This window comes from Pantoea sp. X-Soil-OKNW-556 (assembly GCF_059730695.1).
In genome coordinates this window covers 1877827-1899699 of the sequence record NZ_AP035990.1, presented here as the reverse complement: position 1 = coordinate 1899699, position 21873 = coordinate 1877827, and the positions used below count along the sequence as shown (strand labels likewise).

The following is a 21873-nucleotide window of genomic DNA, read 5'->3' as shown; positions in this document are numbered from 1 at the left end:
GGCTGTGAATAACATGTTTCCTATGTTTGAGATCAAACCACTGATTTTTAAACAACCTTTTTCCCCTGAGTAAAGTGAAGAATTGCTGTGTGTAGTCTTTGCCCATCCCCTGTGATGGGCTTTTTTTTGGGGATTTTTTGCCTCAGAGCAGCCCATTCACGGGTTAAATGTCCGATGAGCCCCTCATTGCCTCTCACACCTTACTTGTCCAGGGTGACTTCGACCTTCTGACTGGCGCGTCGTAAATACGGTAAGCACGGAGGTGATAAGGAGAGTTATCACAACAACGATGGGAAAAATACATATCCGGGAAGATGGATGTGGGAAAGATAAGTCCCGGACACTTTCCGGGACTCTGGTTAACACCGTTATTTAGCCTTGTTCAGCTCTGCCAGACTCAGCCAGGTTTCCACGACGGTATCCGGGTTCAGCGACAAGCTGTCAATTCCCTCTTCCATCAGCCAGGCGGCGAAATCCTGATGATCAGACGGGCCCTGGCCACAAATCCCGACATACTTGCCCTGTTTCTTCGCAGCCTGAATCGCCATCGACAGCAACGCTTTCACCGCATCATTACGCTCGTCAAACAGCGCGGAAACCACGCCGGAATCGCGATCCAGACCCAGCGCCAGTTGCGTCATGTCATTGGAACCGATAGAGAATCCATCGAAATGTTGCAGGAACTGTTCCGCCAGCAATGCATTCGACGGGATCTCACACATCATGATCACCTTCAGGCCATTCTCACCGCGTTTGAGTCCCTGTTTCGCCAGTTCCTCAATCACCGCTTCCGCCTGCGCCACGGTCCGAACAAACGGGATCATGATTTCCACGTTAGTCAGCCCCATTTCATTGCGCACACGTTTCACCGCCGCACACTCCAGCGCGAAGCAGTCGCGGAAACTGTCAGCCACATAGCGACCCGCACCGCGGAAGCCCAGCATCGGGTTCTCTTCTTCCGGTTCGTAACGTTCACCACCTACAAGGTTGGCATACTCATTCGATTTGAAATCCGACAGGCGTACGATCACACGTTTCGGAGCAAACGCGGCACCCAGGGTGGCGATCCCTTCGGTGAGTCGCGCAATATAGAACTCAACTGGATCGTCAAAGCCTTTCATCATCTGACGAATTTCCTGTTGCAGCTCTGGCGTCTGCTGGTCAAATTCCAGCAACGCTTTCGGGTGCACGCCGATCATACGGTTAATGATGAATTCCAGACGCGCCAGGCCCACACCTTCATTCGGCAGGCAGGCAAAATCGAAAGCACGATCCGGGTTACCGACGTTCATCATGATTTTCAGCGGTAGGTCCGGCAAGCTGTCCACCTGAGAACTGGTGACTTCAAAATCCAGCAGGTCGTCATAAACATAGCCGGTGTCACCCTCAGCGCAGGACACCGTGACCTTGCGGCCATCTTTCAGACGTTCAGTCGCATCGCCGCATCCCACTACCGCCGGAATACCCAATTCACGAGCGATAATCGCCGCATGGCAGGTACGTCCGCCGCGGTTAGTGACAATCGCTGACGCTTTTTTCATGATCGGTTCCCAGTCAGGGTCGGTCATGTCGGTAACCAACACGTCCCCCTTTTCGATCCGATTCATCTGGCTGATATCCTGAATCACCTTCACTTCACCGGCACCAATACGGTGACCAATCGCACGGCCTTCCACGACAATGTTGCCTTTTCCATGCAGATTGTAACGTTCCATCACCTGACCACTGGAACGTACTGTTTCCGGGCGCGCCTGGACAATAAACAGTTTGCCAGTGTGACCATCTTTCGCCCACTCGATATCCATTGGGCGTTTGTAGTGCTGCTCGATGAGTACTGCCTGGCGCGCCAGCGCCTGCACTTCATCATCGCTCAGACAGAAGCGATCACGTTCGTCTTCAGCCACATCTTCAATGCGAACCTGCTTGCCGTGTTCATGGGAGTCGGCGTACACCATCCGCACCTTTTTAGAACCCATGTTGCGACGGACGATAGCCGGACGATTCGCCGCCAGCGTCGGTTTGTGCACGTAGAATTCATCCGGGTTCACCGCCCCTTGTACCACCATTTCACCTAAACCAAAGGCGGCGGTGATAAACACCACCTGATCAAAGCCGGATTCGGTATCAATGGTAAACATCACGCCAGACGAGGCGAGATCGGAACGCACCATCCGCTGGATCCCTGCCGACAGCGCGACGCCGCGATGGTCATAGCCCTGATGCACACGATAAGAGATGGCGCGATCGTTAAATAACGACGCATAGACGTGCTTCACCGCCACCATTACCGCATCAATGCCCTGCACATTCAGGAACGTTTCCTGTTGCCCGGCAAAGGAAGCATCGGGCATGTCTTCAGCGGTCGCCGAAGAACGCACGGCAAACGAGGCTTCGGCATCATCGGCAGATAATTGTTGGTAGGCATCATGAATAGCTGTTTCCAGTTCAGGCTGGAACGGCGTATCAACCACCCATTGGCGGATTTGCTTGCCCGCTTTCGCCAACTCATCAACGTCATCAATATCAGTCTTGTCCAGCAAATCATAGATACGCTGGTTCAGCCCGCTTTGATCGAGAAACTGATTAAAAGCATAAGATGTAGTCGCATAACCATTGGGTACAGCCACACCCAGCGACGACAAATTGGTAATCATTTCACCCAGAGAGGCATTTTTACCTCCCACCCGATCAACATCATGCATGCCAAGCTGGTTGTACCAGAGCACTAGCGGCTGTTCGCCTTTATTGGACATCGAGATTATCCTTTTAAATGATTGGGGGCACATGGAACATTTTGCTATTCGCAAATACAGCCTGGCACAAGCAGAATATAAAGACTAAGTGTTGAATCGTTAAAGCAGCGAAAGAATTGAAAAATCGGATTAGTACCCGCAATTATCCAGGTTGCGCAACATCAGCAATTAACGCTAACAGATTGCTGCATCATTAAATTTCTCAATTTCAGAGGGTTAGCGCTTGCATTTTGTTGCGCAACAAAATCAGACTTTATTTTGTGCGCGAAGAAAAATAACCGAAAAAATGACGATTTCCGAAACGCTATTTCATCTATATTGAAGGTTAGATTAATATCTCGATGCCAGGGTTCTTTGCCATATGGAGATTTCATTTTATTATTATAAAAAATGAAATATTGGCAATGATAATGTTGCATAAAGGTTATCAGGAGGAAGGCATTCATTATGAGCACAGAACGTAGCGTGTTTTATATCTCCGATGGCACCGCCATTACCGCTGAAGTGTTGGGCCACGCGGTGTTATCGCAATTCCCGGTGAACACCAATAGCGTAACCCTGCCATTTGTCGAAAATGTGCAACGTGCTCAGGCAGTTAAAGCCCAGATCAACGCACTTTATCAGCAAAGCGGTATCCGCCCGCTGGTATTTTTTTCAATCGTCACGCCTGATGTGCGGGAAATTATCCTTGAGAGCGAAGGGTTCTGTCAGGATATTGTCCAGGCGTTGGTCGGCCCGTTGCAGAGTGAGTTAGGTGTGCCCTCCATGCCCGTTGCCCACCGTACTCACGGGCTGACCGCCAGCAATCTGGGCAAATACGATGCGCGTATCGCCGCGATTGATTACACCCTGGCCCATGATGATGGCATCTCGCTGCGCGGTCTTGAGGATGCGCAGGTGATCCTGCTGGGTGTATCGCGCTGTGGTAAAACCCCTACCAGCCTGTATCTGGCGATGCAGTTTGGCGTCCGCGCCGCCAACTATCCGTTTATTGCTGACGATATGGATAACCTGAAACTGCCGCCCGCCCTGCGGGCCCATCAACATAAACTGTTTGGTTTGACTATCGACCCCGAGCGACTGGCCGCCATTCGCCAGGAACGTGCAGAGAACACGCGGTATGCCTCGCTGCGCCAGTGCCGACTGGAAGTGGGTGAAGTTGAAGCCCTGTTCCGCACCCATCAGATTCGCTATCTCAACAGTACCAACTACTCGGTGGAAGAGATCGCCACCAAAATTCTCGACATCATGGGCCTGACACGACGGATGTATTGACCTGCCGGCGCGATTTTTTGCCCATCGCGCCGCGCCGGAAGGTGACCAATACGTGTTTGTAAAGCGGGGCTGCCGAACTATTGAAATCCCTTTCGCTTTAGCAGGTTGAATTCGCAGGCTAATGGTTTATTGTGACCCTCATCACTTCCCGGTATTTCACCGTTGCGAAGAACAGATTTTCGAGAACCCTGATGAACAAAACTGATGAACTGCGTACCGCGCGCATCGGCAGCCTGATAATGCCCGCCGCGTTAGCGCAACAACACCCTATTTCGGCAGAAATTGCCGCAACTGTGACGGCAGCGCGTCAGCGCATTGCCCGTATTCTCACCGGAGAAGACCGTCGCCTGCTGGTGATTATTGGCCCCTGCTCGCTCCACGATCCGAAAGCTGCGCTGGAATATGCTCAGCGCCTGAACGTATTGCGCGAACAGTACCAGGACCGGCTGGAAATTGTGATGCGTGCCTATTTTGAAAAGCCACGTACCGTGGTTGGCTGGAAAGGCTTGATCTCCGATCCAGACCTGGACGGCAGCTTTGATGTGAATCGCGGCATTGCTATTGCCCGCCAGTTACTGCTTGATATCAACGCGACTGGCATGCCAACAGCAACCGAATTCCTCGATATGGTGATCGGTCAGTTTATTGCCGACCTGATCAGTTGGGGAGCCATCGGCGCGCGGACCACCGAGAGCCAGATCCATCGCGAAATGGCCTCTGCGCTCTCCTGCCCGGTAGGTTTTAAAAATGGCACTGACGGCAACGTGCAGATCGCCGTTGATGCGATTCGTGCCTCGCGTGCCAGCCATATGTTTCTGTCCCCTGACAAAAATGGTCAGATGACCATCTATCAGACCAGCGGCAATCCACATGGCCATGTGATCCTGCGTGGTGGTCGTCAGCCCAACTACCATGCAGATGATGTGGCGGCCGCGGCAGCTAACCTGCGTGATTTTAATCTGCCGGAACAACTGGTAATTGATTTCAGCCATGCCAACTGTCAGAAACAACACCGGCGTCAGCGTGATGTAGCCGATGATGTGGCGACACAGATCCGCGCGGGTTCCCGTGCCGTTGCCGGGGTGATGATTGAGAGCTTCCTCGAGGAAGGTAATCAGAAGGTAGTCGGCGGCCAACCATTGGTGTACGGGCAATCGATTACCGATCCTTGCCTGGGTTGGGACGACAGCGCCGAAGTGCTGGCTCGCCTGGCTGCCGCAGTCGACAGCCGTTTCTGATTCGCGGCGTTAGCTGGAGCAGCTCACCTCCAGCGTTTTACCCCACTCAGGGGGCCGTTGGCGCAATTCCGCGCTGACGGCCTCATCATTAAATGGCTGCTGTAAAGCCAGATGCAAGCGGGACAGCGCGCCAGTTTCGCCACGCTCAACCTCTTCAATCACCTGCTGGGCCAGATAGTTGCGCAACACCAATGCCGGGTTTGCAGCTTTCATCACTTGTTGCCGCGTTTCGTCGCTGGCTTCATCGCGCAACAGACGCTGACGATAGTCCTCGTACCAACGGTCAAACGCATCACGGTCGATAAATTCATCGCGCAATGGCGAACGCGTTTGCTGCTGTTGTGTCTCACTCAGCAGACGGAACGTCAGGGTATAGTCGCTGTGTTCATGCGTCATCAGTGCCAGCAATCCGGTCAGAATCGCGTTGTCATTGGCATCCGGAGTCAGTAGTCCGAGTTTGGCGCGCATTTTCTCACCCCAGACGCGCATCAATTCTGGTTCATATTGACTCAGTGCCTGCTTCAGTTGATCGGTGGTCATCAATCCGGACAGGGCATGTGCCAGACGGTTGAGATTCCATAAACCGACCGCAGGTTGATTATCGAAAGCGTAGCGCCCCTGATAATCACTGTGATTGCAGATGAAGTTAGGCTGATAATCGTCAAGAAAACCGTAGGGGCCATAATCGAGGGTCAGCCCGAGTATCGACATATTATCGGTATTCATCACACCGTGGGCAAAGCCGACGCTCTGCCATTGGGCGATCAGACTGGCGGTGCGCTTCACAATATCCGTGAACCACAACATATAGCGATCTGCCTCATCCTGTAACGTTGGCCAGTGATGACGAATGGCATAATCCGCCAGCTGACGAACCTTGTCCTGCTCGCCACCATAATAGAAATGCTCGAAATGGCCGAAGCGCAGATGACTTTCAGCGATACGCATCAGCATCGCGCCACGTTCCGGGGTTTCACGTAACACAGGTTCATCACCGATCGCCAGAGTCAGTGCGCGAGTGGTCGGGATCCCCAGATGATATAAGGCTTCCGAAGCAAGAAATTCACGCACTGTGGAACGGATCACCGCACGCCCATCACCCATTCGTGAATAGGGCGTCAGCCCCGCGCCTTTCAGATGCCAGTCCAGCTTACGTCCATCCGTCAGTTGCTGTTCACCCAGCAGGATGCCACGCCCATCACCCAACTGCCCGGCCCAGACACCGAATTGATGGCCACTGTAGACCTGTGCCAGCGGTGCCATACCCGGTAACAGCGCTTGCCCACACCAGACGCCATGCCCAGCCCCGTTGAATAACGCGGGATCCAGCGCCATTTCTGTTGCCAGGGGCGCGTTATGGTAAAGCAAACGGCCACCCTGCAAAGGGGTTGGGTCCAGCGCGGTATAGAATCCCGGCAACTCCTGCTGCCAGCTGTTGGTAAACTGCATAGTCACTCCGCGAGGTGCATCGCTTACAGGCACCGCGATTGGGTTGAAAATCAACGGATAGTGTAACGCCGACACTGCGGAGAAAACAGATGAAAGGATTACTGCTGTAACGGAGAATTAAGAGTCACATCGGGATAAATCAAATCATTCAACCGTTCAGCTTTGACCACCGGAAACAGACTGCCCTGCAAATGTGCGCCGCTGAGTGCCGTCACTTTCTCCAGCATTGCTGAATCATCAATACCACAAATAATAATCTGCGTGTCATCGCCGGTAAAATTGTCGATAAGCGTCTGAATAAAAGGTATAAAAGATGCACGTTTTGCCAGCGCCTGAATAAAGTTCTTATCCATCTTCAGAACGCTAAAAAGATTATCGTAAACCGCCGTTGCCGGTGCTTTTCCTGCACCAAATTGCGAAAGCGATAAACGAAATTCACTTTTCAAGGTACTCAATAGTGGATGTGATTTACCCTGCCATAATTGAGGAAAGCTTTCGCTGATATCCAACGCAATAAACGGCAGTTGCTTAAATTTCCTTAACAGAAAGTCACTCTCCAGCAGCGTCACTGCCATCGAATCATCAATACGAACCAGGGCGGTAATTTGATTTAACTCAAAAAAGTCGCGGTACTTTTCCAGCAGTGCCAGCTGGCTCTGCAACAGGCGCAGTTGTTGTGCATCATCTAATTGAGGCAATAGCAAATCCTGCGGCAGCGTGATAGGAGCACTGTCGTGGACAAATTGCGTAACCAGTTCAACCGCAGTTAGCTGGCCCGCTAAAGAATAGGCTGGATAAAACCAGGTTTCCGACTGATAGTCGGCAGATAAATGAACTTTCATTTTAACAGCCAGAAGCAGTGGCGATTGGCGCATCGTATATCAATGAAAACGCTCAGGCAATAGGACCAAACGTTAGAAGAGAGGTGCTTTTTTGCCTGATGGTGTCATTTTTACGCTGAATTAATCCTTAAGCCAAATAACCATCGAATATTATCCATACCGTTAATTACATTAAGGCATCATAGATAGTATTAAATCCCCTTCAGGTAAAGTGCCATTTTAAAGCAGAGCACTTTAGGGGCAGGATTTAATTTAAGTACAGATTTTGGCGACACACTTTTAGCCAAAAGTGTTCTCAGACAAATACGTACTAAATACGCCGTGCCTGCCAAAATACTTTTCGCCAGTAAACGTTATCCAGTGATGAGCGAATCACACCCTGGCTGGTAGAGGCATGAATAAAGGTGTTATCGGTATCATAAATGCCAACATGCAGGCCATTTTCACCACTGCCCGTTTTAAAAAACACCAAATCGCCGGGCAATAAATCATCTTTATCAATACGCGTACCGATATCGCTTTGGGCGTCGGTTGAACGTGGCAACTGGAGATCGAACCGATCGCGGAAGGTGAGATAGACAAAACCGGAGCAATCAACACCGCCTCGGCTCAAACCACCATAGCGATAAGGTGTACCGTGCCAGTTGTTGAGCTGCTCATTAAGTTGCGCAATCACGGTGATGGAATCGGCCAAGCGGCCATTGGGCGGTGGCGCATGGTGGCTACATCCTGCCAACAGCAGCACCAGAATCAACATTATCAGCCGCATCAGAAAAATCCTTAAATCCGTTGCCCGAGCAACACTTTAGCGGCAAAACCTGATTCGGTGCAAGGCGCGCACCGTCAGGGCACCAGTAATAATGCGCCTTGGGGGGTTTCGATACGCTGAAACTGAATGTTGTATAGCGGAGCCAATTGCCCGACGGTGAGCACGCTGGCGGCCGTCCCCTGTGCCACCAACCTCGACTGATGCATCAGCCAGACCCGATCAGCATGGCGCAGACTGTGGTTCAGATCATGACCGCTGGCAACAATGGCGATACCAGCTGCACATAACTGTGCCAGTAATGTGTCTACCGCCTTTTGCTGCGCAACGTCCAGCGCGCTCATCGGCTCATCGAGGATCAGCAATTTACCCTGCGCATTAATTGCCGGATGAATTTGCAGTGCAACAGCCGCGAGGCGTACCCGCTGCCATTCACCGCCGGAAAGTTGCAGCACGTTGCGCATCAACTTATCCTTCAGCCCCAGCATCTCCAGCACCTGGATTAACAGCCTGTCGGCTTCAGCGTTGACGTGCAGCAGATGCATGCGCAGATAGTGCCAGACAGGCATCTGTCCGGGTGCTGGCTGTTGCTGTGGCAACCAGGCGCGCATCCGGGCCAGCGCGGCACCGTTCATTTGCGCCAATGGCTGGCCGGAAAAACGAATATCGCCGATGGCGGGGAGTAAACCCGCCAGCACGTTCAGTAACGTGCTTTTACCGGCACCATTAGGCCCCACCAGATGGACCAACTCTCCGGCTTGCAGCTCAAGGTCGACGGGAGCCAACCGCCCTTTGACGCTGGCTCCCTGGCACTGCATCAGCATGGCTTATGCCAACGCCTGTTTGATGCTGGCAATAATGGTGGCATCATCCGGTGTCATGTCTGGCGCAAACCGCGCAACCACTTCACCTTGCTTATTGATCAGGAATTTTTCGAAATTCCACAGGATATCACCCGGTGCTTTCGGCGCACGGCCTTTGCTCACCATACGCTCATAGAAGCCACTGCCTTCCGAGCGCAGCGCTTCAGGCTGTGCTGCCACCAGCACGCTGTACAATGCGTGGCGAGCCGGGCCGTTGACATCGGTTTTCTCAAACATTGGGAAAGTGACGCCGTAGGTCGTGCTGCAAAAGGTTTTAATCTCTTCGCTGCTGCCTGGCTCCTGCTCCAGAAACTGATTGCAGGGAAAACCGAGTACGCTAAAACCTTTCGCCTGCCACTCTTTTTGCAGCGCTTCCAGTTGCTCGTACTGCGGCGTCAGGCCACATTTCGAGGCCACATTCACCACCAGCAGCACCTTACCCTGCCATTGTTCCAGGGTGGTTTTTTCACCGTCAAGCGTAACCAGTTCTGTTTGATAAATGCTCATTGTCGATTCCTGTTGTTGATGCCAAGAGTGCCAGCCGCAGCTAGCGCGAGGATTTCACTAATAACACGATAAACAGTGGTGCACCGAGTGTGGCGGTCACCACGCCGATGGGTAATTCAGCCGAGGTCAGGACCAGTCGGGCGATAATATCCGCCGCCAACAATACCACGGCACCGGCCAGCGCTGAGGCGGGGAGCAGATAGCGATGATCGCTGAAACCACACAGACGCAACAAATGCGGTATCACCAGCCCGACAAAACCGATAGCACCGGCCAGCGCCACGCTGACACCCACCAGCCAACCCATCGTCAGCACCAGCAGGTTACGCCACAGCAACATCGGCAGGCCCAACTGGCGTGCTGACGTCTCTCCCAACGCCAGCAGGTTGAGAACGCGTGACGTTGCAATCAACGCGATGATGGCCGGGATCAGCGCCAGCATCATCCAGCCATAACGCCAGTCAATACCGCTAAAGCCACCCATCATCCAGTACATTAACTGGCGCAGATCGAGACTGGTGCTGAAGTAAACCGCCCACGTCATGATGGCGCTGCAAATAATCCCCAGCGCGACGCCCGTCAGCAGCAAACGACTGACAGATAAATGACGATGGGCGAAATGAAGAAGGATTAAGGTAATCAACAGCGCCCCGGCCATCGCCGCCAGTGCCAGGCTCCATAACGAACCGTTACCGAGCATCACACCCAGCACCAAACCGATACCCGCGCCATTTGATACGCCTAGCAAGCCTGGTTCAGCCAGCGGATTATTGAACAGCGCCTGCATCACCACGCCGCACACGGCTAACGCTGCCCCTACCAACAGCACCGCGAGAGTACGTGGCAGACGCAGTTGCCAGACGAAGAGATCCCCCTCGCCTGAGAACCAACGCAGCGGTGATATCCAGCTGTCACCCGCGCACAGGCTTACTACCAGCAGAATAATGAGTAACGCGCCCAGGGCGATTAGCCAACGCTGGCTGTGGCGGTCTGCCTGATGGGCAAGCTGGTCCAGCAGAGTCATAAATAAGATTGGCTGAGAAAACAGAGATTTGATTGTAGTGAGATTACAGCAAAAAGAAAGGCAATTGCGGCGTCAGAACGACGCCGCTGATGAAGCATTAATTACGCGGAGGAACGGGTTGGCCGTTGTGGTTATCACGGTTGTCGTGATTCTGCTGCGGCTTGTTGTCGTGCTGTGGCGGGCGCTTCTCCGGTTCTTTATTACCCGGATGCTGTGTCTGCCAGCCATTACCGTTCCAGTAACCGTGTGGGCCTTTCATCCCCACACGCTGGTTATGGTGCTGCTTCCACCATGACGGTGAGCGCCAGTCGTAACCATCCCAGAAATAGCCGCGTTTGTCCTGGTCACCGATATGAATCGATACGCCCGGCGTGTTGATGTTTACGGAAACATTTGCACTGGCGAGCAGCGGCATGCCTAACAGGATGCTTAATAAAAGTGCTGTCTTTTTCATCAGCTTAACCTCTTGTTTTATGTTGGCGCTGTTATAACAAAAGCGCTGAAGAGGTCACTATCAGCAAGTGCCGATTTTCATGCTATTTTCCGCATACTTACGAATTCTTTACATTATGAAAAAAGCATGGAGAACGGTGATTTTCTCACCAAAATAAAAAAGGCCGCTAAGCGGCCTTTTTGTTTTACTGAAATTAGTCAGCATCCTTGGGTGTCGCGTTCTCAACGCGACTTTTCAACTTCTGACCGGGACGGAAAGTCACCACCCGACGGGCAGTGATCGGAATATCTTCCCCGGTTTTTGGGTTTCTGCCCGGACGCTGGTTTTTGTCACGCAGATCAAAATTACCAAATCCGGACAGTTTAACCTGTTCTCCGTTTTCCAACGCGCGGCGAACCTCTTCAAAAAATAGCTCGACCAACTCTTTGGCGTCGCGTTTGCTCAGCCCGAGCTTTTCAAACAGGTACTCTGACATTTCAGCTTTTGTAAGCGCCATAGGTTCAATCCCTCAAGGTTGCCTGGAATCGCTCTTTTAATGCCGCAACGCATTTGGCAACGGTCGCGGCAATCTCCTCTTCTTCGAGTGTCCGGCTGGTATCCTGCAAAATCAGGCTAATCGCAAGGCTCTTTTCGCCTTCGTTTACGCCCTTACCACGGTACACGTCAAACAAGTTTACGCCAACTACCTGATTTACGCCAACTTTCTTACACTCCGCGATGATATCTGCTGCGGGCACGTTTTCAGCCACTACCACAGCGATATCGCGACGGTTCGCCGGGAAGCGTGAAATCTCGCGCGCGTCAGGCAGGACGCGGTCTGCGACCTTATTCCAAAGCAGTTCAAACACTAAGGTGCGACCGTTGAGATCCAGCTTACGTTCCAGCTCCGGATGAACCACCCCGATAAATCCGATTCGTTCATCGCCTAAATAAATTGCTGCGCTTTGTCCCGGATGCAGGGCTGGATTCGCTTCTGCACGGAAAGAAATCGCATCCAGTTTGCCGGTTAAATCCAGCAGCGACTCTAAATCGCCTTTTAAATCATAGAAGTCAACCGCCTGGCGCGCCAGATCCCAATGCTCTTCATTGCGATTACCGCTCAATACGCCCGCCAGCATAAGATCCTGACGGATGCCGAGATCGGCCTGAGTATCAGGCACAAAGCGCAAACCACTTTCAAACAGACGTACACGACTCTGCTGACGGTTCTGGTTGTACACTACCGCACCCAGTAAACCGGTCCATAAAGACAGACGCATCGCCGACATATCGCTGGAAATCGGGCTGGGCAGAATCAGCGCTTCTTCGCCCGGATGCAGCAGTTGCTGGACCTTCGGATCGACGAAACTATAGGTGATCGCTTCCTGATAGCCTTTATCCACCAGCAGTGTTTTGGCACGTTTCAGTGACAAATCTGCTTCGCGATGCTGGGTCATGACCAGGCTGGCCTTCACCGGGACATCCGGGATGTTGTTGTAGCCGTAAATACGCGCGACTTCTTCAACCAGGTCTTCTTCGATAGCCATATCGAAACGCCAGCTTGGTGCGATGGCGGTCCACTCACCGGCGCTAACCGTGACTTCACAACCCAGGCGCGTCAGGATATCGGTGACCTGCTCATCCGCAATTACATGACCGGTCAGACGGTCCAGCTTTTCGCGACGTAAACGGATAGTGGCACGCGGCGGTAATGTCGCCGCATCAGTCTGGTCAATAACCGGACCGGCTTCGCCACCACAGATCTCCAGCAGCAGTTGGGTTGCACGCTCAATCGCTTTGTATTGCAGTGCTGGATCGACACCACGCTCATAACGGTGAGAAGCATCGGTATGCAGACCCTGACGGCGTGCACGACCGGTAATCGCCAGTGGATCGAAGTAGGCGCATTCGAACAGAATGTTTTGCGTCTCTTCATTAACACCAGAATGTTCACCACCGAAGATGCCACCCATAGCCAGCGCTTTGTGGTGATCGGCAATCACCAGCGTGTCGCTGCTGAGTTTCGCTTCGCTGCCGTCCAGCAACGTCAGGCTTTCACCCTCTTTCGCCATACGCACGACAATGCCGCCATCGATACGATCAAGGTCGAAGGCATGCATCGGCTGACCCAGCTCCAGCAGCACATAGTTGGTGATATCGACCACCGGATCGATAGAGCGGATACCGCAGCGACGCAGTTTTTCACGCATCCACAGCGGGGTTGCCGCTTTGACGTTCACACCTTTTACCACGCGGCCAAGGTAACGCGGGCAGGCAGCGGTAGCCTCAACCCGAATCGGGAAGGTATCGCTGATGGTGGCTTTTACCGGCTCGATAACAGGCGCATTCAGCGGCAGACCATTTAGCACCGCCACATCGCGGGCGATACCGATGATGCCAAGACAGTCGGCACGGTTCGGCGTCACGCTGATTTCGATGGTGTTATCGTCCAGCTTCAGGTATTCGCGAATATCGGTGCCGATAGGCGCATCGGTTGGCAGCTCAATAATGCCGCTGTGATCGTCGGAAATACCCAGCTCAGAGAACGAGCACAACATGCCTTCAGACGGCTCACCACGCAGCTTCGCGGCTTTAATCTTAAAATCACCCGGCAGTACCGCGCCCACGGTTGCTACCGCAACTTTCAGGCCCTGACGGCAGTTTGGTGCGCCACAAACGATATCCAGCAGGCGATCGCCACCGACATTGATTTTGGTGACACGCAGTTTGTCTGCGTTAGGATGCTGGCCGCACTCCACCACTTCTCCTACCACAACGCCGTTAAATGCACCGGCAACCGCATCAACGCCGTCCACTTCCAGGCCGGCCATGGTGATCTGTTCAGACAGCGCAGCGCTGTCCAGGGCTGGATTTACCCATTCGCGTAACCAGAGTTCACTGAATTTCATTGGATAACCTGCCCTTATTTAAATTGTTTGAGGAAACGTAAATCATTTTCGAAGAAGGCGCGCAAATCGGTTACGCCATAGCGCAGCATGGTCAGACGCTCCATACCCATACCGAAGGCGAAGCCGGAGTAGATTTCCGGGTCGATACCAACGTTACGCAACACGTTCGGATGCACCATGCCGCAACCCAGCACTTCCAGCCACTTGCCGTTTTTGCCCATCACATCCACTTCAGCGGACGGTTCGGTGAACGGGAAGTAAGACGGACGGAAGCGGATTTGCAGATTTTCTTCAAAGAAGTTATTCAGGAAATCGTGCAGCGTGCCTTTCAGGTTGGTGAAGCTGATATCTTTATCCACAATCAGCCCTTCCATCTGATGGAACATCGGGGTGTGAGTCTGATCGTAATCGTTACGATACACACGGCCCGGCGCGATGATGCGAATCGGCGGCTGCTGGTTTTTCATGGTACGGATCTGCACGCCAGAGGTCTGTGTACGCAGCAGACGGGTGGCATCGAACCAGAAGGTATCGTGGTCAGCGCGTGCCGGGTGATGACCCGGAATATTCAGCGCGTCAAAGTTGTGGTAGTCGTCTTCAATTTCCGGCCCGGTGGCGACCGCGAAACCCAATTCACCGAAAAAGGTTTCGATACGATCGATGGTGCGGGTGACCGGATGCAGACCACCGTTCTCTGTACGGCGACCCGGCAGTGAAACGTCGATGGTTTCTGCCGCCAGACGCGCATTCAACGCGGCGTTCTCCAGCGTCTCTTTACGCGCGTTAAGACGATCCTGTACCTGCTGCTTGGCGTCGTTAATAACCGCACCGGCCGCCGGACGTTCTTCTGCCGGCAGTTCGCGCAGGGTGGTCATCTGTAATGTCAGATGGCCTTTTTTCCCCAGGAATTCGACGCGCACAGCGTCCAGAGCGGCGATATCCGACGCCTCGTCGATGGCGGCCGTGGCACGGGCCACCAGGTCTGCGAGTTGGGACATGATTTCCTCTTCTTCCAGTCAGGCTGGTCTGTTCTCGTTGGGATCTTTCGATCCAATGTAGTGTCGCCAGAAACAAAAAAGCCTCCACGAGGGAGGCTTTCAGCGCGATTTTTCGTTTCTTTTCTTATGCGCAAAAGCCCCCGGATGTCAGGCGCTAAAGTAAAAAAAGAAACGGAAAATAGCAGCATTCATGCTTGCGTTACCTTGTCATGATTTCAACGGCACTATTGAAAAGCGCGGCGAGTAAAATGTCAATCTTTTGCGTGGCTTGCGGATAATAAAAAAGGGAGCAAGCTCCCTTTTTTACCTGACTTACGCCAGAGCTGATTTCGCTTTTTCAACCAGTGCCGTGAAGGTCACTTTGTCGAATACAGCGATGTCTGCCAGGATCTTACGGTCGATTTCAATGGACGCTTTTTTCAGGCCATTGATGAAACGGCTGTAAGAGATGCCGTTCTGACGTGCCGCAGCGTTGATACGCGCGATCCACAGCTGACGGAACTGACGCTTACGTTGACGACGGTCACGGTAAGCATACTGACCAGCTTTGATAACAGCCTGGAAGGCAACGCGGTATACACGAGAACGTGCACCGTAGTAGCCTTTAGCTTGTTTTAAGATTTTCTTGTGACGTGCGCGAGCAATTACACCACGTTTTACGCGAGCCATGGGACTCTCCTGTTTCTATATTCTGAGTTTTCCCTTCATCTTTCGTGCCGCAGCGGCGTTAACTGCCTTGCTGCAACCCGAAATCTATCGGGAGTGAAAAAATTAAACTTAAGCGTACGGCAGGCAGGCTACTACCAGGCCCAGATCGCCTTTAGACACCATGCCTTTCGGACGCAGGTGACGTTTACGCTTAGTTGATTTTTTGGTCAGAATATGACGCAGGTTTGCGTGCTTACGCTTGAAGCCGCCAGAAGCGGTCTTCTTGAAGCGCTTAGCCGCGCCACGTACAGTTTTAATCTTTGGCATTTTTACAAATATCCACTTCGCATTGTTAATAAAATGAACCAGACAGGCGAATAAAAATCCGCACAGCGCGAACGCTGCGCGGCATTTATTACTTGAAAGCCTACTGTTTCTTCTTAGGTGCGAGCACCATGATCATCTGGCGGCCTTCGATCTTCGATGGGAAGGATTCGACCACTGCCAGTTCACTCAGATCGTCTTTCACGCGGTTAAGCACTTCAATACCGATCTGTTGGTGCGCCATCTCACGACCACGGAAACGCAGCGTGATTTTGGCTTTATCGCCCTCTTCCAGAAAACGAATCAGGCTGCGGAGTTTTACCTGATAGTCGCCTTCGTCGGTACCAGGACGGAATTTAATTTCCTTAACCTGGATAACTTTCTGCTTCTTCTTCTGTTCCTTAGAAGATTTGCTCTTTTCATAGAGGAACTTGCCGTAATCCATAATACGGCAAACCGGCGGTTCGGCGTTCGGGCTGATTTCAACTAAATCTACGCCAGCTTCTTCTGCTTTCTCGATAGCTTCGCGCAGAGAGACAATGCCAAGTTGCTCGCCATCAACGCCAGTCAGGCGCACTTCAGTAGCGCGAATTTCGCCGTTGATACGATTAGGACGCGTCGGTTGTACTCGTTTTCCGCCTTTAATACCTTATTCCTCCAATTGGTGAAGATGTCGGCTGCGAATCTCTTGTTGCAGCTTCTCAACAAACACATCTACGTCCATGCTCCCGAGGTCTTTACCACGGCGGGTGCGCACGGCAACTTTGCCTGCTTCCACCTCTTTCTCACCGCAAACCAGCATGTAAGGGACGCGACGTAATGTGTGCTCGCGGATTTTAAAGCCTATCTTCTCGTTTCTCAAGTCTGCTTTGACACGAATGCCTGCATTCTGCAATTTCTTTGTCAATTCGCTGACATATTCTGCCTGACTATCGGTGATATTCATCACCACCGCCTGTACCGGAGCCAACCAACTTGGGAAGAAGCCAGCGAACTCTTCGGTCAGAATACCGATAAAGCGTTCCATAGAACCCAAAATCGCGCGGTGAATCATAACCGGTGTCTGACGATCGTTGTTTTCACCCACATAGGTGGCGTCCAGACGCTTCGGCAGCGAGAAGTCTAGCTGAACGGTGCCACACTGCCAGGCACGATCAAGACAATCGTGCAGGGTGAATTCAATTTTCGGACCGTAGAAAGCCCCTTCACCCGGTTGATACTCAAACGGAATCTGGTTTTCTTTCAGTGCTTCCGCCAAATCCACTTCCGCACGGTCCCACATTTCATCGGTACCGATACGTTTTTCCGGACGGGTGGAAAGTTTTACCACAATTTTTTCAAAACCGAAGGTGCTATACATGTCATACACCATACGGATACAGCTGTTCACCTCATCACGTACCTGATCTTCGGTACAGAAGATGTGAGCATCATCCTGGGTGAAGCCACGCACACGCATCAGACCATGTAAGGAACCTGACGGCTCATTACGATGGCAGCTACCGAACTCCGCCATACGCAGCGGTAAGTCACGGTAGGATTTCAGACCCTGATTGAAGATCTGGACGTGTCCCGGACAGTTCATCGGTTTGATGCAGTATTCACGGTTCTCCGAAGAGGTGGTGAACATCGCTTCTTTATAGTTTTCCCAGTGACCGGTTTTTTCCCACAGCACACGGTCCATCATGAACGGACCTTTGACTTCCTGGTACTGGTACTCTTTCAGCTTGCTACGCACGAACACTTCCAGCTCGCGGAAGATGGTCCAGCCGTCGTTGTGCCAGAATACCATACCCGGCGCTTCTTCCTGCATATGATACAGGTCGAGCTGTTTACCGATTTTACGGTGATCGCGTTTCGCTGCCTCTTCCAGACGCTGCAAATAGGCAGCCAGCTGTTTTTTATCGGCCCATGCGGTGCCATAAATACGCTGCAACATTTTGTTGTTGCTGTCGCCGCGCCAGTAAGCGCCGGAGATTTTTTGCAGCTTAAAGTGATGGCAAAAACGCATGTTCGGCACATGCGGACCACGGCACATGTCGATGTATTCTTCATGATGATACAGACCCGGACGGTCATCATGGCTGATGTTTTCATCAAGAATGGTGGTTTTGTAGCTTTCACCACGCGCGGCAAAGACGTCACGCGCCTCCTGCCAGCTCACCTTTTTCTTGATAACGTCGTAATTGGTCTCTGCAAGCTGGTGCATACGCTTCTCCAGCTGCTCAATATCTTCCTGAGTCAGGGTGTGGTCGAGATCGACATCATAATAGAAACCGTTATCGATCACCGGCCCGATGGCCATTTTGGTGTTCGGCCACAACTGCTTGATAGCATGACCCAACAGGTGCGCGCAGGAGTGACGGATAATTTCCAGACCCGCTTCATCTTTGGCGGTGATAATCGCCACCTGAGCATCGTCATGAATCAGATCAACTGCGTCCACCAACTCGCCATTCACGCGACCGGCAATACAGGCTTTGGCCAGACCCGGACCGATATCCAGCGCGATATCCATCACGCTGACCGGACGGTCAAAACTACGCTGGCTGCCATCAGGAAGAGTAATTACTGGCATTTCATATCCTTAATTGCAGTGGTAAGCCACACGAAAGCCTACATGCAACATTGAGTTCAATAAGAGTAACCCGGCGTGATGTCAGACCCACATTGTCGGAATGACGCCAGGGAAATAAAGCGCCGCAAATGATAACAGCTTTCTGCGGCAAGCAAAACCCGCAGAAAATGCGCTAAGCCTGCGCCAGCTAAAAAAAAAAACCGCTGCGCGGCACAGGCCAGGCAGCGGCGTTCACCTTCAGGTGATCTTACATAGCGTAAGTCAACTGGATGGTGGTTTTGGTATCGGTGCGATCCGGCGCAGATTCCGGCGGATTGTTGTTCCAGGTAACGTTGTAGGCCATCTTCAGCGCGAAGTGTTCGTTAATCGCGACCTGCAAACCGGTTTCTGAGTTCACCGTGGTGTCTTCACCGAAGCTGCTCAGCACAGAAACACCCTGGATGAACTTGGTAGTATCAGTCAGTTGCCACTGATAGCTTACCGCACCATAGCCCAGCGCTTTGGTTTCGTGGCCGCCATCATGGAAATCGTCATAACGCACACCCGGACCAAATTCAGCACGCAGCGAGTGCACCGGACCACTCAACAACTGACGACCGTAACCGGCAGTCAGCACGTCGCGTGAATCGTAGCCGTTGAAACGATCGCTCAACCAGCTAGCCTGACCAAACAAGTAGTCGGCGCTGTTGAGGTTATAACGTGAACGGCCACCGATATTGTAAGTCTCGGAAGAACGTTCATCGTTAGATGAGTTGTTGGCGGCGTTGCCCCACAAACTCCATGCGGTGTTGGTGCGATACCATGTCATTGAGGTTGCAGCACTGAGCGCGGAACTGGTGGTGTTACCCGTTTGCGCCAGGTAACCCGCTGACGCGCTGCCTTCAAACGGTTTTTTCGCCGTTGAAGGGTCATCCATGGAGGTGAAGACGGTGTTATCTGCAAATGCCTGGTGACAAAATGCTCCAGCAGAGAGCAAAAGAACAGCGGACAGCTTGTTAAAGGCTTTCATTTAAATGTGATCCGTACGGCGGTTTAAAAAGTGATGAGTCTGAAGAGTTTTCCCGGACGATCAACGCAATTTACGGTAAGTTTTGTAAATAAGTATGAAGTCACCGGAAAAGCCTGTTTTTGCGCTGAAGCCGCGCGCCAAATGGGATTAATCCCATTACCCGCGCGCATTATAGAGGGCAATTAGCGAAATAGCAGCTGAATTGCTACAAGAATTTTCCGAACCTGCTGGCGATGTTTTTTGACGCTCATCAATGTCAAATTGCTGCAAATTCGCTCAATCTGGTCCACTGGTCTACGCTGACATCTGTTTCGGAACAATGAGGTGAAAGATGAGCGACTTAAAGCGTTACATTGTGACCTTTCATTATCAGGAGAAGGGACTGAGCGACCTGCAATCCCTCAACAGCGAAATGCTTAACGCGGGCTATAACACCACGTTAAAAGATACCGAGGGACATCCGCATGAGCTGGGTACCAACAGTTTCGGAGTGGTCAGCGCGCTGGAGGAGCAGGCGCTGGCTGAACAGGCCGCCGGATTAGCTTCGGTAGCGCTGGGCGAAAAACCCGAGGTAGAAATCACCACACTGGAAGCGTTTTTAAAAGCACAACCCTGACGGGATGTGAAAAGCGCGCGCCGGTGCTGGTTTTGTTCATGTTTTGAGCGTTACAATTGAACTCAGGCAGCGAATAAAGAGGATTACCCCATGTGGTCAGCCATTAGTCGACTGTTAAGCGAATACGCCGGCGATGCCGAAATCACCGAACGTCACGAACTGCCCGGGGGCGATGTCCATCCAGCCTGGCGCATTCGTTACGGCAAACTCGACGTTTTCGTCAAATGCAACACGCGCGATATGCTCACCCTGTTCAGTTGGGAAGCGGATCAGCTGGCACTGCTGGCGCGTACGCATACCGTGCGCGTCCCAGAGGTTTATGGTGTCGGCAACGATCGTGACACCAGCTTTCTCCTGCTGGAATATTTGCCGCCTGAACCCCTCAATGAGCACACCGCGTTTCAGCTTGGTCAGCAACTGGCGCACCTCCATCAATGGAGCGAGCAACCCCAGTTTGGCCTCGATTTCGACAACAACATCACCACCACTCCCCAACCTAACAGTTGGTTGCGCCGCTGGTCGGTCTTTTTTGCCGAGCAGCGCATTGGCTGGCAGTTGCAACTGGCAGCGGAGAAAGGCATCAATTATGGTGACACTGACCTGATTGTTGATTGTGTGCAGCGCGCTCTGGCCAACCACCATCCACAGCCTTCGTTGTTGCATGGCGACTTGTGGCCGGCAAATTGCGCCGGTAGCCCTGCTGGGCCGTGGATTTTTGATCCCGCCTGCTACTGGGGCGATCGCGAATGTGATCTGGCAATGTTGAGCTATTACGCCGAGCTGCCACGGCAGATTTACGAAGGATATCATTCCGTATGGCCGTTGCCTGAAGGCTTCTCGCAACGTCAGCCGGTATATCAACTTTACTACCTGCTTAATCGCGCCAATGTGTTTGGCGGCAATTGGATGGACGAAGCGACGTTCGCCATCGGTCAGTTGCTGGATGAAGATGTGATGGGACAACGTCAGGCCAGACCGGCCTGACGCCTTACAGCAGTCCGAGCAGTTTCAGCACAAAGTAACCGGCAATCGCGATCACAATTGGCAGGATATATAACGGAAACACCTGCAATAAAATGGTGTGACGTGGCACATTAATTTTCTCCTCAAGCTGCGCCCGGCTGCGTCCTTCGTTGCCCTTCGCCTGCTCAAGAATTAACTGGTCCTCAATACCCTCTTTGATATGGCGCGACTGACGCCACATACGTGCGCCTGAAGCCTGCAACGCGATACCGACGAAAATCAAAAAATAGATAATCCAGAAACCGATATTGGTGCCGCCGTTGAATTCCGGCACCGGGGAGTTTTGCCAAAAGAAACTGAGAAACGGCGTGTTGAATTTCACCATATCAATCATCACATGCACAAAATCAAGCATCACCGCGTCAATACCCGGTTGCTTTTCGCTGTGCTTAAACATAAAGCCCAATACGGAGATGATGGTGGAAAGCAGCGCCGGAATAAAAATCACCCAGCCAGCCACTCGCTTAAGGATGGCGATGCGGCCAGCCTGTTGGTAAGTCATGGTGTCTCCCTGAACGGAATAAGATTTGCCCTAAGTCTACCTGTACTGCATCTTTTTTTCCTGAAAAAAGCGCAGCATGCTGGTTGCCTGGCATTCATGCTAAGGTAGGCCAAATT

At 52.3% G+C, this 21873-nt stretch carries 22 protein-coding genes, 1 other RNA gene and 1 other annotated feature; of the genes, 5 read left to right on the top strand and 18 right to left on the bottom strand.

Going from position 1 to position 21873, the window contains the following annotated elements:
* Positions 1-22: 22 nt before the first annotated feature.
* An RNA gene (gene rprA / locus AC6I8T_RS08800) (antisense sRNA RprA) lies at positions 23-130 on the top strand.
* Positions 131-368: 238 nt separating this feature from the next.
* Here rprA and ppsA read toward each other — a convergent pair.
* Complete coding sequence (gene ppsA, locus AC6I8T_RS08795) at positions 369-2753, bottom strand: phosphoenolpyruvate synthase (protein WP_208725329.1); 2385 nt, start codon at positions 2751-2753, stop codon at positions 369-371.
* 447 nt (positions 2754-3200) lie between these two features.
* Between ppsA and ppsR the strand changes: the two genes are divergently transcribed.
* Together ppsR and AC6I8T_RS08785 are read left to right on the top strand one after the other, a co-directional pair.
* Complete coding sequence (gene ppsR / locus AC6I8T_RS08790; protein ID WP_021185264.1) at positions 3201-4028, top strand: posphoenolpyruvate synthetase regulatory kinase/phosphorylase PpsR; 828 nt, start codon at positions 3201-3203, stop codon at positions 4026-4028.
* A 191-nt stretch (positions 4029-4219) separates the two neighbouring features.
* Complete coding sequence (locus AC6I8T_RS08785; RefSeq protein WP_208725328.1) at positions 4220-5266, top strand: 3-deoxy-7-phosphoheptulonate synthase; 1047 nt, start codon at positions 4220-4222, stop codon at positions 5264-5266.
* A 9-nt stretch (positions 5267-5275) separates the two neighbouring features.
* Here AC6I8T_RS08785 and AC6I8T_RS08780 read toward each other — a convergent pair whose 3' ends face one another.
* From AC6I8T_RS08780 to AC6I8T_RS08705, 16 genes are all read right to left on the bottom strand, one after another.
* Positions 5276-6715, bottom strand: a complete 1440-nt coding sequence (locus AC6I8T_RS08780) for a protein adenylyltransferase SelO (RefSeq protein ID WP_497830554.1) — start codon at positions 6713-6715, stop codon at positions 5276-5278.
* A 98-nt stretch (positions 6716-6813) separates the two neighbouring features.
* Complete coding sequence (locus tag AC6I8T_RS08775; RefSeq protein ID WP_208725527.1) at positions 6814-7557, bottom strand: EAL domain-containing protein; 744 nt, start codon at positions 7555-7557, stop codon at positions 6814-6816.
* A 310-nt stretch (positions 7558-7867) separates the two neighbouring features.
* Positions 7868-8326, bottom strand: coding sequence for a C40 family peptidase (locus AC6I8T_RS08770; RefSeq protein ID WP_208725326.1), 459 nt, complete (start codon positions 8324-8326; stop codon positions 7868-7870).
* Positions 8327-8400: 74 nt separating this feature from the next.
* Positions 8401-9147, bottom strand: coding sequence for a vitamin B12 ABC transporter ATP-binding protein BtuD (gene btuD / locus AC6I8T_RS08765; RefSeq protein WP_208725325.1), 747 nt, complete (start codon positions 9145-9147; stop codon positions 8401-8403).
* 3 nt (positions 9148-9150) lie between these two features.
* Entirely contained in the window at positions 9151-9693 is a 543-nt protein-coding gene (locus AC6I8T_RS08760) for a glutathione peroxidase (protein WP_497833714.1), read from the bottom strand.
* A gap of 40 nt (positions 9694-9733) precedes the next feature.
* Entirely contained in the window at positions 9734-10717 is a 984-nt protein-coding gene (gene btuC / locus AC6I8T_RS08755; protein WP_208725323.1) for a vitamin B12 ABC transporter permease BtuC, read from the bottom strand.
* Between the two features lie 97 nt (positions 10718-10814).
* The gene (locus AC6I8T_RS08750; RefSeq protein ID WP_497833713.1) at positions 10815-11171 is read right to left on the bottom strand and encodes a DUF2502 domain-containing protein; all 357 of its coding nucleotides are present in this window, start codon (positions 11169-11171) and stop codon (positions 10815-10817) included.
* 193 nt (positions 11172-11364) lie between these two features.
* On the bottom strand, positions 11365-11667 hold the full coding sequence (gene ihfA, locus AC6I8T_RS08745) for an integration host factor subunit alpha (protein ID WP_007892687.1): 303 nt from the start codon (positions 11665-11667) through the stop codon (positions 11365-11367).
* A gap of 4 nt (positions 11668-11671) precedes the next feature.
* Entirely contained in the window at positions 11672-14059 is a 2388-nt protein-coding gene (gene pheT, locus AC6I8T_RS08740) for a phenylalanine--tRNA ligase subunit beta (protein WP_497833712.1), read from the bottom strand.
* Between the two features lie 14 nt (positions 14060-14073).
* Positions 14074-15057, bottom strand: coding sequence for a phenylalanine--tRNA ligase subunit alpha (pheS, locus tag AC6I8T_RS08735; RefSeq protein WP_021185274.1), 984 nt, complete (start codon positions 15055-15057; stop codon positions 14074-14076).
* Positions 15058-15128: 71 nt separating this feature from the next.
* Positions 15129-15254, bottom strand: a sequence feature (Phe leader region).
* Entirely contained in the window at positions 15205-15249 is a 45-nt protein-coding gene (gene pheM, locus AC6I8T_RS08730) for a pheST operon leader peptide PheM (RefSeq protein WP_106120997.1), read from the bottom strand. Its footprint overlaps the feature before it by 45 nt.
* Positions 15255-15369: 115 nt before the next feature.
* On the bottom strand, positions 15370-15726 hold the full coding sequence (rplT, locus tag AC6I8T_RS08725; protein WP_007892678.1) for a 50S ribosomal protein L20: 357 nt from the start codon (positions 15724-15726) through the stop codon (positions 15370-15372).
* Between the two features lie 108 nt (positions 15727-15834).
* Positions 15835-16032 carry a 50S ribosomal protein L35 gene (rpmI, locus tag AC6I8T_RS08720; RefSeq protein ID WP_006118955.1) on the bottom strand — a complete coding sequence of 66 codons (198 nt, stop codon included), beginning with the start codon at positions 16030-16032 and terminating at the stop codon, positions 15835-15837.
* Positions 16033-16132: 100 nt separating this feature from the next.
* Positions 16133-16675 (bottom strand): translation initiation factor IF-3, encoded by a 543-nt coding sequence (gene infC, locus AC6I8T_RS08715; protein WP_208725526.1) that lies wholly within the window; start codon positions 16673-16675, stop codon positions 16133-16135.
* A gap of 3 nt (positions 16676-16678) precedes the next feature.
* Positions 16679-18607 (bottom strand): threonine--tRNA ligase, encoded by a 1929-nt coding sequence (gene thrS / locus AC6I8T_RS08710; RefSeq protein ID WP_013508821.1) that lies wholly within the window; start codon positions 18605-18607, stop codon positions 16679-16681.
* Positions 18608-18854: 247 nt separating this feature from the next.
* Positions 18855-19616 carry a DUF481 domain-containing protein gene (locus AC6I8T_RS08705; RefSeq protein ID WP_021185276.1) on the bottom strand — a complete coding sequence of 254 codons (762 nt, stop codon included), beginning with the start codon at positions 19614-19616 and terminating at the stop codon, positions 18855-18857.
* A 331-nt stretch (positions 19617-19947) separates the two neighbouring features.
* Here AC6I8T_RS08705 and ghoS point away from each other — a divergent pair, with 331 nt between their 5' ends.
* Both ghoS and AC6I8T_RS08695 read left to right on the top strand, forming a co-directional pair.
* Positions 19948-20232 carry a type V toxin-antitoxin system endoribonuclease antitoxin GhoS gene (gene ghoS, locus AC6I8T_RS08700; RefSeq protein WP_208725321.1) on the top strand — a complete coding sequence of 95 codons (285 nt, stop codon included), beginning with the start codon at positions 19948-19950 and terminating at the stop codon, positions 20230-20232.
* Positions 20233-20322: 90 nt separating this feature from the next.
* A complete protein-coding gene (locus AC6I8T_RS08695; RefSeq protein WP_036626944.1) occupies positions 20323-21216 on the top strand; it encodes a fructosamine kinase family protein in 894 nt (297 codons plus the stop codon).
* Between the two features lie 4 nt (positions 21217-21220).
* Here the strand turns inward: AC6I8T_RS08695 and AC6I8T_RS08690 are convergent, their stop codons facing one another.
* Complete coding sequence (locus AC6I8T_RS08690) at positions 21221-21757, bottom strand: YniB family protein (RefSeq protein WP_036626946.1); 537 nt, start codon at positions 21755-21757, stop codon at positions 21221-21223.
* Between the last annotated feature and the right edge of the window lie 116 nt (positions 21758-21873).

Coding starts and splice junctions, on each gene's coding strand:
- ppsA (WP_208725329.1), bottom strand. CDS start 2,753: ATGTCCAATAAAGGCGAACAGCCGCTAGTGCTCTGGTACAACCAGCTT.
- ppsR (WP_021185264.1), top strand. CDS start 3,201: ATGAGCACAGAACGTAGCGTGTTTTATATCTCCGATGGCACCGCCATT.
- AC6I8T_RS08785 (WP_208725328.1), top strand. CDS start 4,220: ATGAACAAAACTGATGAACTGCGTACCGCGCGCATCGGCAGCCTGATA.
- AC6I8T_RS08780 (WP_497830554.1), bottom strand. CDS start 6,715: ATGCAGTTTACCAACAGCTGGCAGCAGGAGTTGCCGGGATTCTATACC.
- AC6I8T_RS08775 (WP_208725527.1), bottom strand. CDS start 7,557: ATGAAAGTTCATTTATCTGCCGACTATCAGTCGGAAACCTGGTTTTAT.
- AC6I8T_RS08770 (WP_208725326.1), bottom strand. CDS start 8,326: ATGCGGCTGATAATGTTGATTCTGGTGCTGCTGTTGGCAGGATGTAGC.
- btuD (WP_208725325.1), bottom strand. CDS start 9,147: ATGCTGATGCAGTGCCAGGGAGCCAGCGTCAAAGGGCGGTTGGCTCCC.
- AC6I8T_RS08760 (WP_497833714.1), bottom strand. CDS start 9,693: ATGAGCATTTATCAAACAGAACTGGTTACGCTTGACGGTGAAAAAACC.
- btuC (WP_208725323.1), bottom strand. CDS start 10,717: ATGACTCTGCTGGACCAGCTTGCCCATCAGGCAGACCGCCACAGCCAG.
- AC6I8T_RS08750 (WP_497833713.1), bottom strand. CDS start 11,171: ATGAAAAAGACAGCACTTTTATTAAGCATCCTGTTAGGCATGCCGCTG.
- ihfA (WP_007892687.1), bottom strand. CDS start 11,667: ATGGCGCTTACAAAAGCTGAAATGTCAGAGTACCTGTTTGAAAAGCTC.
- pheT (WP_497833712.1), bottom strand. CDS start 14,059: ATGAAATTCAGTGAACTCTGGTTACGCGAATGGGTAAATCCAGCCCTG.
- pheS (WP_021185274.1), bottom strand. CDS start 15,057: ATGTCCCAACTCGCAGACCTGGTGGCCCGTGCCACGGCCGCCATCGAC.
- rplT (WP_007892678.1), bottom strand. CDS start 15,726: ATGGCTCGCGTAAAACGTGGTGTAATTGCTCGCGCACGTCACAAGAAA.
- rpmI (WP_006118955.1), bottom strand. CDS start 16,032: ATGCCAAAGATTAAAACTGTACGTGGCGCGGCTAAGCGCTTCAAGAAG.
- thrS (WP_013508821.1), bottom strand. CDS start 18,607: ATGCCAGTAATTACTCTTCCTGATGGCAGCCAGCGTAGTTTTGACCGT.
- AC6I8T_RS08705 (WP_021185276.1), bottom strand. CDS start 19,616: ATGAAAGCCTTTAACAAGCTGTCCGCTGTTCTTTTGCTCTCTGCTGGA.
- ghoS (WP_208725321.1), top strand. CDS start 19,948: ATGAGCGACTTAAAGCGTTACATTGTGACCTTTCATTATCAGGAGAAG.
- AC6I8T_RS08695 (WP_036626944.1), top strand. CDS start 20,323: ATGTGGTCAGCCATTAGTCGACTGTTAAGCGAATACGCCGGCGATGCC.
- AC6I8T_RS08690 (WP_036626946.1), bottom strand. CDS start 21,757: ATGACTTACCAACAGGCTGGCCGCATCGCCATCCTTAAGCGAGTGGCT.